General features: G+C 65.0%; 10 protein-coding genes and 1 tRNA gene. 9 read left to right on the top strand and 2 right to left on the bottom strand.

From position 1 onward, the window contains the following. Window positions 1-226 precede the first annotated feature (226 nt). The 4 genes from ACLD02_RS11055 to ACLD02_RS11040 are packed head-to-tail and all read left to right on the top strand — an operon-like array spanning window position 227 to window position 3667. Window positions 227-1051: an aspartate dehydrogenase gene (locus ACLD02_RS11055; RefSeq protein ID WP_203102148.1), complete on the top strand. Its 825-nt coding sequence runs from the start codon at window positions 227-229 to the stop codon at window positions 1049-1051. A gap of 40 nt (window positions 1052-1091) precedes the next feature. After that, window positions 1092-2213: an FAD-dependent oxidoreductase gene (locus tag ACLD02_RS11050; protein WP_410298713.1), complete on the top strand. Its 1122-nt coding sequence runs from the start codon at window positions 1092-1094 to the stop codon at window positions 2211-2213. A gap of 9 nt (window positions 2214-2222) precedes the next feature. Next, the gene (locus ACLD02_RS11045) at window positions 2223-3209 is read left to right on the top strand and encodes a hydroxyacid dehydrogenase (RefSeq protein WP_410298712.1); all 987 of its coding nucleotides are present in this window, start codon (window positions 2223-2225) and stop codon (window positions 3207-3209) included. Between the two features lie 35 nt (window positions 3210-3244). Then, on the top strand, window positions 3245-3667 hold the full coding sequence (locus tag ACLD02_RS11040; RefSeq protein ID WP_203102169.1) for a VOC family protein: 423 nt from the start codon (window positions 3245-3247) through the stop codon (window positions 3665-3667). A 25-nt stretch (window positions 3668-3692) separates the two neighbouring features. Here the strand turns inward: ACLD02_RS11040 and ACLD02_RS11035 are convergent, their stop codons facing one another. After that, entirely contained in the window at window positions 3693-4508 is an 816-nt protein-coding gene (locus ACLD02_RS11035; RefSeq protein ID WP_410298711.1) for a phytanoyl-CoA dioxygenase family protein, read from the bottom strand. Between the two features lie 182 nt (window positions 4509-4690). Here ACLD02_RS11035 and alaS point away from each other — a divergent pair, with 182 nt between their 5' ends. From alaS to ACLD02_RS11015, 4 genes are all read left to right on the top strand, one after another. Beyond that, the gene (alaS, locus tag ACLD02_RS11030; protein WP_410298710.1) at window positions 4691-7288 is read left to right on the top strand and encodes an alanine--tRNA ligase; all 2598 of its coding nucleotides are present in this window, start codon (window positions 4691-4693) and stop codon (window positions 7286-7288) included. Between the two features lie 161 nt (window positions 7289-7449). Then, window positions 7450-8676, top strand: a complete 1227-nt coding sequence (locus ACLD02_RS11025; protein WP_203102175.1) for an aspartate kinase — start codon at window positions 7450-7452, stop codon at window positions 8674-8676. Between the two features lie 185 nt (window positions 8677-8861). Continuing rightward, complete coding sequence (csrA, locus tag ACLD02_RS11020) at window positions 8862-9053, top strand: carbon storage regulator CsrA (protein WP_161384976.1); 192 nt, start codon at window positions 8862-8864, stop codon at window positions 9051-9053. A 54-nt stretch (window positions 9054-9107) separates the two neighbouring features. Continuing rightward, a tRNA-Ser gene (locus ACLD02_RS11015) sits at window positions 9108-9198 on the top strand. 450 nt (window positions 9199-9648) lie between these two features. On the opposite strand, the gene ACLD02_RS11010 is transcribed toward ACLD02_RS11015, so the two are convergent. Then, a complete protein-coding gene (locus ACLD02_RS11010) occupies window positions 9649-11358 on the bottom strand; it encodes a hypothetical protein (protein WP_410298709.1) in 1710 nt (569 codons plus the stop codon). 338 nt (window positions 11359-11696) lie between these two features. Between ACLD02_RS11010 and ACLD02_RS11005 the strand changes: the two genes are divergently transcribed. After that, on the top strand, window positions 11697-14696 hold the full coding sequence (locus ACLD02_RS11005; protein ID WP_410298708.1) for a parallel beta-helix domain-containing protein: 3000 nt from the start codon (window positions 11697-11699) through the stop codon (window positions 14694-14696). Window positions 14697-14850 lie beyond the last annotated feature (154 nt).

The raw sequence follows: 14850 nt of genomic DNA, 5'->3' as shown, positions 1-14850 counted from the left end.
GTTCACTCCGTTGCAGGGAACGGCCACAGGGCCTGGATGATTTTTATGCAAGATATGGGCACAGAATCATGGGCGGCAAATGATTAATCGGGCCCTGATGCATGAGTCTTAATCAGGCATGACGGATGACTTGAATGAATGCATGGCGGGGAAAAAAGTCGTTTGTTCGAAGCCGCCCTGTTTCGTCACCATCCGCTCCATGAATCATTCAGGGCGGAGAGCCGATATGACATTGAACAACCACGCCGGTGTGATCAGAGTGGGAATCGCCGGGTTGGGAACCGTGGGACGGGACGTGGCGACCGCCCTGAATGGAAGGGTCCCTGGCGTGGCGCTGAGCGCGGTGTCGGCGCGTAACGTGGAAGCGGCCCGAGACTGGCTGCGGGAAGCGGGGCTGGACGTGCCGGTGGTGGGCATCGATCAGTTGGAACCCCACTGTGACGTGGTCATCGAGTGCGCGCCATCCGCGTTGATGCGGCGCCTGGCCGAGCCGGTACTGCGTGCCGGTAAGAAGCTGGTGGTACTCAGTTCCGGGGCCATGCTCGACAATATGGACCTGATCGAACTGGCCGATCGGCACGGTGCGCGGATTATCGTACCCACCGGTGCCTTGTTGGGGCTGGATGCGGTCAAAGCCGCGGCCGAGGGCCGCATAGAGTCGGTGAAAATGGTGTCGCGCAAGCCCGTGGAGGGATTTCGCGGGGCGCCATTCCTGGTCGCCAATGGCATCGATATAGAAGGGATAGACGTTCCCAAACGCCTGTTTTCCGGCAAGGCCCGCGAGGCGGCCACCGGCTTTCCCGCCAATCTGAACGTGGCGATTTCCCTGTCGCTGGCGGGCATCGGTGTTGACCAGACCCAACTGGAGATCTGGGCGGACCCGACCATTCAACGCAACACCCATACCATTACGGTGGTTTCAGACAGCGCTTTGTTCTCCATGACCATTGAGAACATCCCCACCAGTAATCCGAAGACCGGGCGGATCACGGCACAGAGCGTGCTTGCCGTATTGCGACAGATGACCGCCCCGATGCGGGTAGGCACCTGAAAACATCGCTCACCCCCGAAGACCCAAGGAGAAAACGATCATGAGTGAAACAAGACACGCGGAAATCGCCGGCGCGGGCTTCGCCGGCCTGGCCAGCGCCATCGCCCTGAAACAGCGCGGCTGGTCGGTACGGGTGCACGAAAGCAGCCCGGAACTGCGTGCGTTCGGTGCCGGCATCTATATTTGGGACAATGGTCTGCACGTGCTCGATTCCCTGGGCGCCTACCAACAGGTGCTCGATGGTGCCTTCGCGGCACCGGCGTACGAAACGCGCACCAACGGAGAGCGGCTTTCCTACCAGCGTATCAACCAGCCGGGCTATCGCCGTTTGCTGACCATGACCCGACAACATCTTTATGAGGCCATGCTGGACTCGGCCCGGCGCCACGACATCGAGATCGTTACCCGTTCGCAGGTGGTGGCGGCGGACCCGGAAGGGCGCTTGAAGGTGGCCGGCGGTCGCTGGTTCGAAGCTGATCTGGTGATCGGCGCCGACGGCGTCAAATCAAAGGTGCGCGACTCCCTGGATATCCCCTTGGAGCGGCAGCGCTATCACGACGGCCTGACCCGGGTGCTGGCGCCGCGCGGACCGCTCAAGGGGGGTGATTGGGACAACGTGATCGATTTCTGGCACAAGGGCGAGGATGGGCGAACCCTGCGCATTCTCTATACGCCGTGTAGCGAGGACACCTTGTACATGGCGATGATGGCGGGGCTTGACGACCACGAAGCGGCGGCCATTCCGGTTAACCCCACCCCCTGGGTGGAGGCTTTCCCGGGCCTGCGTCCGGCTCTCGAGAGTCTGGGTGATCGGGGGCGTTACGATCTCTACGAAAAAACCGTTTTGAAGGAATGGGCTATCGGCAAGGTGGCCGTGGTGGGCGATTCCGCCCACGCCATGCCCCCGACCCTGGCGCAGGGCGCCGGCTGCGCGATGATGAACGCGCTGGGCCTGGCGGTGGCGATGGAGGAAAGCGATACCGTGGAGGAGGGGCTGGCCTTGTGGCAACGGCGCGAACGGCCGCTTACCGACCATACCCAGGGCCGGGCGGCGGAGCTGGCCGCATCCCGGGAACTGGCCCATGGCATGTCCTGGTCGGATACTGATATGCGTGCCGCCGGGCATCTGCCCACCGGCACTTCCGCCGCGTTCAGCGCCTAGGAGCCGGTGATGCCCGTTTGCCTGATCGCTGAACCGATCCACCCGGTGGCCACCGAGAAACTGGAGCAGGGCGGCGTTACCGTGCGCGCCGCCTCCAGCCCTCGCCTGGAGACCATCGCCAACGAACTGACCGACGTGGATGCGATCATCGTCCGTGACGCGCTGCCGGCCGCGGCCATGGATTTGGCGCCACGCCTGGCGATCATCGCCAACCATGGTACCGGCACCAATGCGGTGGATGTGGCCCATGCCCACCGGCTCGGTATTCCGGTGGCCTATACGCCGACCAGCAATGTCCGCTCGGTGGCCGAGCACACCATCATGCTGATGCTCGCCGCTCTGCGTCGGGTGGTGCCCGCCGATGAGGCCACGCGCGCCGCCGACACCCGTTTCCGCTATGACCAGCCGATCCACTCGGTGTATGAGAAGACCCTGGCGGTGATCGGCTTCGGTCATGTCGGCAAGCTGGTGATCGCCATGGCCCGTGAGTTTGGCATGCGGGTGCGGGTGTTCTCGCCCAGCGCCGACCCGGATGAAGTCCGAGCCTATGGCGTGGAATACCACTCGACCCTGGCCAGTGCACTGGACGGCGTCGATGTGGTGACCCTGCACCGCCCCCTGCGCGACGACACCCGGCACACCCTGAATCGCGAGAATCTGGCGCTGCTGCCGCCCTCGGCGGTGGTGATCAACACCTCCCGGGGCGGGTTGATCGACGAGCAGGCCCTGGCACAAGCACTTCGCGACAAACGCCTGTTCGCGGCGGGGCTGGATGTGCTCGATCAGGAACCGATGGCGCCGGATTCGCCGCTGGCGGGGCTGGATAACGTGGTGTTTACCCCGCACATGGCCGGGTCCAGTCAGGAGGCCCTGCTGAAAACCGCGTTGCAATGCGCGGACCATGTGCTCAATGGCCTGAGTGGGCGCCGCCCTTCCGCCTTGGTGGACCCGGACGTGTGGCAGCGTCGCCGCTTCCCCTATGTGAGCACCTTCTGAGCCGCCCCTTAAGAACCACCAAAAAAGGAAACGTTATGGCACTGCAACCTTTTCATTTGGCGATCCCGGTGCACGACCTGGCCCTCGCGCGCCATTTCTATGGCACCGTCTTCGGGTGCTCGGAGGGTCGCAGCAGCGATCATTGGGTGGATTTCGATTTTTTCGGCCACCAACTGGTGATCCATTACCAGGCGCCGGCGCCCGCCCATCCGGCGGCCACCAGCGGCGTGGGCGATCATGACGTGCCGGTGCCGCATTTCGGCGTGGTGTTGAGCTGGGAGGGCTGGGAGACACTGGCGGCCCGGTTGCGCGAACAGGGCGTACGTTTCGAGATCGAGCCCTGTATCCGCTTTGCCGGGCAGGTCGGCGAGCAGGGCACCATGTTCCTTTACGATCCCTGTGGTAACGCGCTGGAGTTCAAGTGCTTCAAGGATATTGACCAGCTTTTCGCCCGTTGAGCGGCTCCGTCACGGCGGTCGGACGTCAGTCCGCCGCCGGCCACACCACGGGAAACAGGTCCGAGTCCATCGGGTCGCCATCGCGCAGACCCGGATCGCGGATTGGCCGGGTCACGTTCGGGTGCTCCCGGTACGTCACGTCATCCCCCATCCAGCGAGTGGAGATTACCCGGCGCCGGCGCTTGCCATGGCGGTTGCCGCTGGCGCCATGCACGGCCATGGCGTGAAAGGCTATGCAGTCGCCGGGCTCCACATGCTCCCAGGTCAGCACCGGGTAGCGCTCCGGGTCGGCGTCAATGTCCGGTAACGGGGCAAGCTCGGAGGCGTAATCGGTCTTGAACTGGAAATCCGGCGCCCGAAAATGCGTCGGCCAGCGGTGTGAGCCGCGCACGAAGCGCAGCATGCCGCCATCCCGGTCCACCGGGTCCAGCGCCACCCACAGCGAGCACAGCTGGTCACCGCGTACACACCAGTAAGGCAGGTCCTGATGCCAGGGCGTGGGCGCCTCGGAACCGGGCTCCTTGACCAGTAAATGATCATAGAACAGTCGCGTTCGGGTGGCCCCCATCAGCCGCGCCGCGATCGCGCCGCCCGGGCCGTTCAGGACATAGTCGTGGAATCCAGCGTCGAAGGTCCACATATAGCGGTCCCCATGGAAGGTTCCCGCATGGCTGCTTTTCCCATAGCGGGTACCGAGCGGGCCCGGCTGCTCCAGGTTGCGCCGCACCGCATCGCGCAGCGGTTCCACCCAGTCGCTGAACAGGCCGGGCAGGTGCACGGCTCCGTCTTCCTGGTAACGCGCTACCTCGGTGTCGGAAATCAGGGGTGAGCATGCTGGCATGGGGCCTCCGGGTGTGAATGACATGCTGGAATTCAGACAGTCCGGGCCAGCGCCGACAAACGATTATTCCGTCGCCGTGCCATGACTTTGGCTTATCCGTGGCCAGCCCCATCGCCCATCGCAACGATCCCGGGACAACGCTATACTGCCGTTCCCCAATTTCCGGTAAGTGTTTGTTCCGTATGAAGAGCGCTGAGATTCGCCAGGCCTTTCTCGATTACTTCGCCCGCCAGGGCCACGCCAAGGTGCCGTCGTCCTCCCTGGTGCCGGAGAACGACCCGACCCTGTTGTTCACCAACGCGGGGATGAACCAGTTCAAGGATGTGTTCCTGGGCCGCGAGAAGCGGGACTACACCCGCGCCACCAGCGCCCAGCGCTGCGTGCGCGCCGGCGGTAAGCACAACGACCTGGAAAACGTGGGCTACACCGCCCGCCACCACACCTTCTTCGAGATGCTGGGCAACTTCAGCTTCGGCGATTACTTCAAGCGCGACGCGATCCGCTTCGCCTGGGAATTCCTCACCGGGGAGCTGGGTCTGCCGGCGGAGCGTCTGTGGGTTACCGTGCATGTGTCCGACGACGAGGCCGCCGATATCTGGCTCAAGGAGATGGGTGTCAGCGCCGAGCGCTTCTCGCGCCTGGACGAGGACAACTTCTGGCAGATGGGCGACACCGGCCCCTGTGGCCCCAGCTCCGAGATCTTCTATGACCACGGCCCGGACGTGCCCGGCGGCCCGCCCGGCTCCGAGGATGGCGATCTGGATCGCTACATCGAAATCTGGAACCTGGTGTTCATGCAATACGACCGCCAGGACGACGGCGAGCTGCTGCCGCTGCCCAAGCCCAGCGTGGATACCGGCATGGGCCTGGAGCGCATCGCCGCGGTGAAGCAGGGGGTGCACTCCAACTACGAGATCGATCTGTTCCAGAACCTGCTCAAGGCGGCGGCCGGGGCCACCGGTTGCGACGATCTGGAAGAGAAATCCCTGCGCGTGATCGCCGACCACATCCGTTCCGCCGGTTTCCTGATCACCGACGGCGTGGTGCCCTCCAACGAGGGTCGTGGCTATGTACTGCGCCGCATCATCCGTCGCGCCCTGCGCCATGGCCACAAGCTGGGCCAGGACAAGCCATTCTTCCACACCCTGGTCCGGGCCCTGGTGGACGAGATGGGCGACGCCTATCCCGAACTGGCCCGGGAGCAGGCCCGGGTGGAGAGGGCGCTGCTCGCCGAGGAAGAGCAGTTCGGTCGCACCCTGGCCGCCGGGATGAAGGTGCTGGAAGGCGCCATGGCCGAGCTGGACGGCGACACCCTGCCGGGGCAGGTGGTGTTTCAACTCTACGACACCCACGGCTTCCCGCCGGATCTGACCGCCGACGTGGCCCGCGAGCGCGGCCTGGGCGTGGACATGGACGGCTTCGAGAAGGAAATGGAAGCCCAGCGCGAACGGGCCCGGGGCGCCGGTGCCTTCGGCAACGACTACGGCGACCGCCTCAGCATCGATTCAGTCACTGATTTCTCCGGCTACGAGAAGCATGAGGATCAGGCGGAAGTGGAAGGCCTGTATCGGGACGGTGCCGCCGTGGACCGCCTGGAAGCCGGCGACACCGGCATGGTGGTGCTCAAGCGCACGCCGTTCTACGCCGAATCCGGCGGCCAGGTGGGCGACCGTGGCGTGCTGGCCGGCGCCGACGGTCGCTTCGACGTGGAAGATACCCGCAAGCGTGGCCAGGCGCACATCCACATCGGCACGGTGCGCGAGGGCAGCCTCAAGGTGGGCGACAAGGTGGACGCCTATGTGGACCTGGAGCGGCGCCGCGCCATCATGCGCCATCACTCCGCCACCCACCTGTTGCACGCCGCCCTGCGCCAGGTGCTCGGCGAGCATGTGCAGCAGAAAGGCTCCCTGGTGGCGCCGGACTACCTGCGCTTCGATTTCTCCCACGGCGAGGCGCTCAGCGCCGAGCAGCGCGACGAGATCGAGACCCTGGTCAACCGACAGATTCTGGCCAACGCCGCCGTCACCACCGAGCTGATGGACATGGACGCCGCCCGCAAAGCCGGCGCCATGGCCCTGTTCGGCGAGAAGTACGCGGACGAGGTGCGGGTGCTGACCATGGGCACCGACGGCTTCTCCAAGGAACTGTGCGGCGGTACCCACGTACAACGCACCGGTGATATCGGCCTGTTCAAGATCACCCTGGAAACCTCCGCCGCCGCCGGCGTGCGCCGCATCGAGGCGGTCACCGGCGAGTACGCCCTGGCGGCCGTGCGCGACCAGGAGCGGGCCCTGGGTGAAATCGCCGCCACCGTGAAGAGCAGCCCGGAGCTGGCCGCCGAGCGGGTGGCCGCCCAGGTCCGCCGCCTGCGCGAGCTGGAAAAGGAAGTGGACCGCCTGAAGCAGAAACTGGCCTCCGGCGCCGGTGGCGATCTCACCGCCGAGGCCCGCGAGGTGAACGGTGTCAAGGTGCTCGCCATCAAGGTGGATGGCGCCGACGCCAAGACCCTGCGCGTGACCATGGACAAGGTGAAGGACAAGCTGGGATCGGCGGTGATCCTGCTGGCCGCCGCCGACGGCGATAAGGTGGCCCTGGTGGCCGGCGTCACCAAGGACCTTACCGACCGGGTCAAGGCCGGCGACCTGATGAAGCACGTGGCCGAACAGGTGGGCGGCAAGGGCGGCGGTCGCCCGGACATGGCCCAGGGCGGCGGCACCGACGCGGCGGCTCTGCCCGCGGCTCTGGAAGGTGTGTACGGCTGGGTGGAAGAGCGGCTCTGAAAACCCATCGCGGCGCGCGGAATCGCGGTCGGACCACCGCTCCTGCGGTGCCTTTAACCCGGTAGGAGCGGTGGTTCCACCGCGATCCTCCGCCCCTTCACATGAAACCCCGGCGCGAAAATGCTATCCTTTCGCGCCCCTTTTTGCAGAAAAAGTCATTTATGGCACTCATCGTTCAGAAATACGGCGGCACCTCGGTTGGTACCGTCGAACGCATCCAGGCCGTCGCCGAACGGGTGGCGCGCTTCCAGGAACGGGGGGATCAGGTGGTCGTGGTGGTCTCCGCCATGAGCGGCGAAACCAACCGCCTGATCGAGCTGGCCAATGGTGTTTCCGACAATCCCAGCACCCGGGAAATGGACGTGCTGGTGTCCACCGGCGAGCAGGTCACCATTGCTCTGTTGTCCATGGCGCTGCACCAGCGCGGCGTCGACGCCCGTTCCTACACTGGCTGGCAGGTGCCGATCCGCACCGATCACAGCCACTCCAAGGCCCGCATCGAGGACATCGACGAGAACAAGATGCGCGGCGACCTGAATGCCGGTCGCGTGGTGGTGGTCGCCGGTTTCCAGGGCATCGACGACGACGGCAACATCACCACCCTGGGACGGGGTGGCTCCGACACTACCGCCGTGGCCCTGGCCGCCGCGCTGAAGGCCGATGAATGCCAGATCTACACCGACGTGGACGGCGTCTACACCACTGATCCCCGGGTGGTCGACAACGCCCGCCGTCTGGACAAGATCACCTTCGAGGAAATGCTGGAAATGGCCAGCCTCGGTTCCAAGGTGTTGCAGATCCGTTCGGTGGAATTCGCCGGCAAATACAATGTGCCGCTGCGCGTACTGTCCAGTTTTCAGGAGGGCCCGGGCACCCTCATTACCGTCGACGACGAGGTGGATATGGAAAAGCCGGTTATCTCTGGCATTGCTTTTACCCGTGATGAAGCAAAGATCACCGTGCGCGGTGCCCCGGACACCCCGGGCATCGCCTTCAAGATTCTCGGCCCGGTGAGCGACGCCAACATCGAGGTGGACATGATTGTGCAGAACGTGGGCGCCGACGGCGCCACGGACTTCACCTTCACCGTGCACCGCAACGATTTCGCCAAGGCCAAGGAGGCCCTCAAGAAGGCCGCCGAGGAACTGGGCAACCCGGAAATCATCGGTGACGACAAGATCGCCAAGATTTCCCTGGTGGGTGTGGGCATGCGCTCCCACGCCGGCGTGGCCAGCAAGATGTTCGAGACCCTGGCCGCCGAGGGCGTCAACATCACCATGATTTCCACGTCCGAGATTAAAGTCTCCGTGGTGGTCGCCGAGAAGTATCTGGAACTGGCCGTGCGCGCGCTGCACCAGGCCTTCGAACTGGACCAGCCGGCGGCCTGATGGCCCCGTCGCGCCGGCCGCCAGGGCGGTCGGCGCCGGATTCCCGGAGGCGGGAAGACTTTGCCGGTTCGTTGCTGCATAATGCGGCCTTCGTACCCCGGTGCGAGTGAGGGATTCGCATGATAACGACCGAGGTGCGATAACGCGCTCACTGAATAATCTGATGGACCCAGGAGGGATTTTCCATGCTGATACTTACGCGCCGCGTTGGCGAGACGCTGATGGTTGGCGATGACGTCACCGTCACCGTGCTCGGCGTCAAGGGCAATCAGGTCCGCATTGGCGTTAACGCGCCCAAGGAAGTCGCCGTGCACCGGGAAGAGATCTACCAACGCATTCAGCACGAAAAAACCGGCGACGGCAGCGAGAATGTGTAATTTTTGGGCTGTATTTTCCAGCTAAGCTGGTATGATGCGCGCCAATAAAGTTCCGGAGAGGTGGGTGAGTGGCTGAAACCAGTTCCCTGCTAAGGAACCATACGTATTACTCGTATCGAGGGTTCGAATCCCTCCCTCTCCGCCAGATACTAAAAAGCCCGGCCTGAGCCGGGCTTTTTAGTATCTGGCGGAGAGGGAGCACTTCATTCGAACCCTCCGGTTCGACAAGCCGGCCCGGCGGGCCGGCGCAGGACGCCGCCGCAAAGCGGCGGCGCCCCGAAGGGGTGAGACGGCGAAGCCGGCGAATCAATCCCTCCCTCTCGGCGCGCGTAGCGCGCCCAAGCGCCCGAAGCCACCCCACACGCCGAATCGCGACTGAAGCCGGAACGCCGCCCGGCCGCTCCTACAAACATCGCGCCCAAGCCCAAGCCCAAGCGTTAGCAGCGATCCCTACCGCTGGATCGCGACTGAAGCGGGGTGCCGCCCAGCCGCTCCTACAGCAACCAGGTCCATCCCGAAGCCCCCGTAGGAGCGACCGGGCGGCGTACCGCTTCAGCCGGGATAGCCCGGCAAACGCCGGGCTCCAACGTCCTCCTCAATAAACGAACACCGCCCCACTGTTCGAGGCGCCATTCCCGGTGCCATCGTCATTCGGCGCCCCCACCGCCAGCGTGTCGCAGTCGGCGGCCAGGGCTAGCCCCTGGCCGAACCGGTCGTCGGAATCCGGCGTCGGGGCTTTCAGGTAATGGCGCTGCGCCCAGACTCCGCCATCCAGACGGAACAGGTACACCGCGCCGGCGCCATCGGAAACGTTGTCCGCTTGGCTGCCGTCGATACCGGCGGCGGTGCTTTGTTCGCCCTGGGCGGACACCGCCAGGGCTTCGCCGGCGGCGTCCAGGGCCACCCGGAAACCGAAGCCGTCATCGGCATCGCTGTTGGCGGCCTTTACATAGGCGCTCTGGGCCCAGGCGCTGCCGTTATGGTGGAAGACGTAGGCGGCGCCGCTGCTGAGCGCGCCGTTGTCGGCCTGGCCGGCATCGACGCTGTCGCTGTCGCTGTCTTCCTGGTTGGCGCCCACCGCCAGGGTGTCGCCGTCCCGGTTCAGGGCCAGGCTGCGCCCGAAGTTGTCCGCGGACTCGGTGTTGGAGGCCTTGATGTAGGCGTCCTGGTTCCAGCCACCGTTCAGGCGGAACAGATAGACGGCGCCGGCGGTGGCCGCCGTGTCGTCGTTTTGTTCGTGGTTCACGCCGGTGGCGGCGCTGGCTTCGCGCAGGGCGTTGGCGGCCAGCACCGTGCCGTCGCCGGACAGGGCCACCTGGTGGCCGAACCAGTCCGAGGCGGCCAGGTTGGACGCCTTGAGATAGGCCTCCTGGGCCCAGGTGCCGTTGTCGAGGTGGAACAGGTAGACCGCGCCGGCCTGGCTGGCGCCGTTGTCGTCGCCGTCGCCGGCCACGCCGCTGGCCTCGAACGGCGCGCCCACCGCCAGCCGCTCGCCGCTGTCCGACAGGGCCAGGTCGAAGCCGAAGTAATCGCCGGCATCGGTGTTGTCGGCCTTGATGTAGGCCTCCTGATGCCAGGCGTCGCCGTCGCGGCGGAACACATAGGCGGCGCCGCTGCTGGCGGCATTGTCGTTGGCGCCGTCGCCATCGATGCCGGTGGCGTCGCTGCTTTCGCGGACCGCGCCCGCCGCCAGCACGGTGCCGTCCGCGTTCAGCGCCAGGGCCTCGCCCAATTGGTCGTACTGGCCGGGATGGTCGGCGCGCAGCACCGCCTCCCGGCTCCAGTCCGCGCCGTCACGGCGGAACACCTGAACGGCGCCGGCGTAGGCCACGGTGCCGTCCGTGCCCTCGTCACCGGGGGTGCCCACCGCCAGGGTGGAGCCGTCAGCGGACAGCGCCACATCCGTTCCAAAGTAGCCGTTCACGGCGTTGTCGTCCCTGCGCAGCGCGCCGATAGCCTGATTCAGGCCGCCGCTCACGTAAACCGCCTCGGAGCTGGCGCAGCCCCGGCTGTTGCAGGCTTCCAACATGTAGGCGGCGTTCAGACGGTCGGGCAGAAAAACGATCTGGTCGTAACGGTCCCGGGGGCCGCTGAACCCGGCCGCCAGGCTGTAGCCGGAGGCACCGTCCGGATTCACCAGCAGGCGGTAACGGGTGGCGGCGCCGTTGTCATCCCACTCGAAACGCAGTGTTTTCGCGTTCGTGGGGGTCATCGTCAAGGTGGGTGCGTCCGTGTCCTGGACCGGTGGATCGGCGTCATCCTCGCTGCAGCCGACGAGTGCCAGCGCCGTGGTGATCAATGCCACCAACGGCGCGTGGCGCGACCGTTGAGAGCGTATGCCGTATCCCCCAACCCGATAAAAGGGGCTCTCGTAGTACGTCATGATGTATAGCCTTTTGTTTTGTGTATCCGGCACCTTGCATGCCGTGTCGGTGAGTAAGTGGCGAGGCTGGTTATTTGAGTGAGAAGGGCCCCGTCACCCCGGGGCACTATAGACAGGGGGACGAGCCCCCCGCAATGCGCCGCCGCCGCCGGCCGCCATTCACCAAGCCTTCACAATATCCATACACCACTTCACGCCGAAACGTCGTACAACCGTACCAATCGCTGCACCCGACAACACAAAAGCAAGAGGGCAGGATGATGACAAGCGAGACTCAGAGATATTCAGCGGTGGCCTGGGTACTGGCCGCCATTCTGACGTTGACCGCCTGCGGCGGCGGGGGCTCCGGCGGGGGAGGTAACGACGGTGGCGCCGATCCCACGCCCAATCAGCCCGAGGAAGAGGTGCCGGACCGTTTCACCGAGGGCCGCACCTTCCGGGTGGAACCGGGCCCGGACGCCACCGCCGACATGGTGGACGCCATGATCCGCCTCAAGCCCCGCGACACCCTGGAATTCGGCTGCGGCTATTTCGACCTGGACGAGGGCCTGCTGATCCAGGCCACGGAGAACGTGCGGGTGAAAGGCTGCGGCAAGGACAAAACGGTGTTGTCGTTCCGCGACAGCGTCAATGTCACCGGGCTGGAAGCGCTCAACGTGAGCGGCCTGGTGGTGGAAGGGATCACCATCCTCGATTCCCCCGGCGATGCCTTCAAGCTCAAGGGCGTGAAATGGGGCACCCTGAGCGACGTGCGCGCCCTGTGGTCCGGCGGCGGCGGGGTGATCACCAAGGATAACTATGCCCAGCGCATCAACGTGGCCTGTACCGCGCCGCCGTTCAACGAAGGCGACCCGGCGCCGGACTACGTGCCCAGTTCCGACAGTGGCCGCTATGGCATCTATCCGGTGGAGTCGGAAAATATCCTGGTGGAGAACTCGGAATCCATCGGCGCCTCCGACGCCGGCATCTACGTGGGCCAGACCAACACCGCCATCATCCGCGACAGCCGCGCCGCCTATAACGTCATGGGCTTCGAGATCGAGAACGTGCAGGGCGGCGAGTACGACAACAACGTGGCCGAGTGCAACACCGGCGGCTTCCTGATCTACGATCTGGAGAACATCACCCAGTACGGCGACACCTCGGTGATGGTCAACAACCTGGCGCGCAACAACAACACCTACAACTTCGCCCACAGTGGCCTGGTGTCCGTGGTGCCCCGGGGCGTGGGGTTCATCACCCTGGGCTACGACAACATCGAGGTGTTCGACAATGTGTTCGAGGACCACAGCACCGCGGCGGTGCTGTACATCAGCTATGAGCTGATCGACGGCCCCGGCAACACCGCCGACAAAAAACTGGACCCCTACACCGAGGGGCTGCACATCCACGATAACGTGATGACGAACTCCGGCTATGACCTGCCTCCGCCGGATTTGCAGAAAACCCTGGCCGGCGACATCGAAAGCGTGCTGCCCACCCTGATCGGGCTGAAGAACCTGCCCACGCTCAATAACCCGACCGAGTTGCTGTCCAGCCTGCAAAACCTGGCCAACCTGGGCAAGGGCGCGCACATCATCTGGGACGGCCTGCTTGATGACCTGGACGAGGACTGTCCCTATCCGCTGGACGCCCAGGGCAACCCGGTGCCCCAGGACGAGAATGGCAAGCCGCTGCACACCAACGAGCACCCCAACCCGTCCTGCCACTACAACGCCTACAAGTTCGACGACCAGGGCGAACGCAAGCAGCCTACCTGGGGCTCCTGCATCCACGATAACGAGCTGTCCGACGACAGCGCGCCCTACCTGAACTTCCATGGCACCGATGGCCTGGAACTGGTCATGGGCCTGCTTGATCAGGATCTGTCGATCCTTACCCCGGGCGGCCTGGTGGACATCATCGGCGGCCTGTTGAACTTCCCCTCCGATACCCGGCTCGAGGACCATGATTGCCAGGCGCGCTTTGGCCGGGTGCTGGAGCCGCTGCCCCGGGTGGAGATCCCGCCGTTCGAGCCCAGCGGCGACTACGATCCGGCCACCACCGAGGAATACATTGCCCATCTCTGCGAGCAGGAGGTGGAAGAGGGCGAGGTCAACCGCGCCGCCCTGGAAGTGGACTGCCCGCTGCTGTCGCAATACAACCTGTTCGCCGACGCCGAGGACCCGCGTAGCCTGCCCCATGAAGGTGGCGTGCCGTTCGTGCTCAATACCAAGCTGTTCTCCGATTACGCCACCAAGTACCGGGTGGCGTTCATCCCGCCGGGCGAGCAGGCGGTGTACCGGGACGGCCAGGACGGCAACAACCTGAACGGCGCCATCGACTTCCCGGTGGGCACGGTGATCGCCAAGACCTTCGCCTTCACCGATGAAGCCAACGGCAGCGAGGAGCTGGTGGAAACCCGCCTTCTGATCAAACGCACCAGCCAGAGCGGCAAGGCGTTCTGGGCCGGGTTGCCCTACATCTGGGAACAGCAGGACGGCGAGATGGTGGCGCGCTTTGCCCCCGGTGGCGGCAGCCGCGCGGTGCACTGGCATTACCGGGACGCCAACACCGGCCAGGTGGTGAGCGGCGAGACCGCCGGCTATTCGGTGCCCAATGCCAACCAGTGCATCACCTGTCACGGCAACGACGACCGGCCGGCGGGCAGCGCGCCGATCGGGCCCAAGCCCCGCAACCTGAATCGTGCCTACCAGCCGGAAAGCACCTTCATGGGCACCTCCGGCCAGGCCGGTTTCCCGCGCGTCAACCAGCTCCAGTACTGGATCGACCAGGGTCTGCTGGCCGGCACCCCGGATCTGGAACTGGATGGCCAGGGCGTGGCCACCAATATCGAACGCCTGCCGCGTTGGAACGTGCCCGGCGACGGTGGCGCGGCGGCGCATTCGGCGGCGGATGTGGAGCAGCGGGTACGCGCCTATCTGGAGGTGAACTGCCAGCACTGCCATAACGACAAGGGCGCCGCCTCCAACACCGGCTATTACCTGGATCATTATCGGGACGTGGATGCCGGCTATGGCGTCTGCAAGAAACCCACCGCCACCGGTGGCGGGTCCTGCGGGCGGCAGCACGTGCTGGTGCCAGGCAGCAGCGCGGATTCCATCGTCGCCTGCCGGCTGGCCGCCGAGAATGATCCTCAGCGGATGATGCCGCCGATCGCCCGCAGCGTGGCCCACGACGAAGCTTCGGCGCTGATGAATCAGTGGATCGACACCGTGGTGGATGGCGATTACACCAATGCCGGCGGCTGCACCAATTAAGCATTTCGCGCTTTCCTTGCTCCTCCTCCTCGGGCGGCCTTCGGGCCGCTTTTTTTATTCAAGTTAATGGGTTTTTTGCCGATGACATGGCTGTAGTCCGGGCGCCGTGAGGGCGTTTCCGGGAAAAGCCTGATTCCTTGATGTGTGTTAGGAA

It is taken from the genome of Alloalcanivorax sp. C16-2 (genome assembly GCF_046507615.1).
GTDB lineage: Bacteria > Pseudomonadota > Gammaproteobacteria > Pseudomonadales > Alcanivoracaceae > Alloalcanivorax > Alloalcanivorax marinus_A.
The sequence above is the reverse complement of the archived record's forward strand: the minus strand, read 5'-3'. Positions and strand labels throughout refer to the sequence as shown.

Bases quoted from the DNA above. Each gene is read 5' to 3' on its own strand.
- ACLD02_RS11055 (WP_203102148.1), top strand. From the start codon at position 227: ATGACATTGAACAACCACGCCGGTGTGATCAGAGTGGGAATCGCCGGG.
- ACLD02_RS11050 (WP_410298713.1), top strand. From the start codon at position 1,092: ATGAGTGAAACAAGACACGCGGAAATCGCCGGCGCGGGCTTCGCCGGC.
- ACLD02_RS11045 (WP_410298712.1), top strand. From the start codon at position 2,223: ATGCCCGTTTGCCTGATCGCTGAACCGATCCACCCGGTGGCCACCGAG.
- ACLD02_RS11040 (WP_203102169.1), top strand. From the start codon at position 3,245: ATGGCACTGCAACCTTTTCATTTGGCGATCCCGGTGCACGACCTGGCC.
- ACLD02_RS11035 (WP_410298711.1), bottom strand. From the start codon at position 4,508: ATGCCAGCATGCTCACCCCTGATTTCCGACACCGAGGTAGCGCGTTAC.
- alaS (WP_410298710.1), top strand. From the start codon at position 4,691: ATGAAGAGCGCTGAGATTCGCCAGGCCTTTCTCGATTACTTCGCCCGC.
- ACLD02_RS11025 (WP_203102175.1), top strand. From the start codon at position 7,450: ATGGCACTCATCGTTCAGAAATACGGCGGCACCTCGGTTGGTACCGTC.
- csrA (WP_161384976.1), top strand. From the start codon at position 8,862: ATGCTGATACTTACGCGCCGCGTTGGCGAGACGCTGATGGTTGGCGAT.
- ACLD02_RS11005 (WP_410298708.1), top strand. From the start codon at position 11,697: ATGACAAGCGAGACTCAGAGATATTCAGCGGTGGCCTGGGTACTGGCC.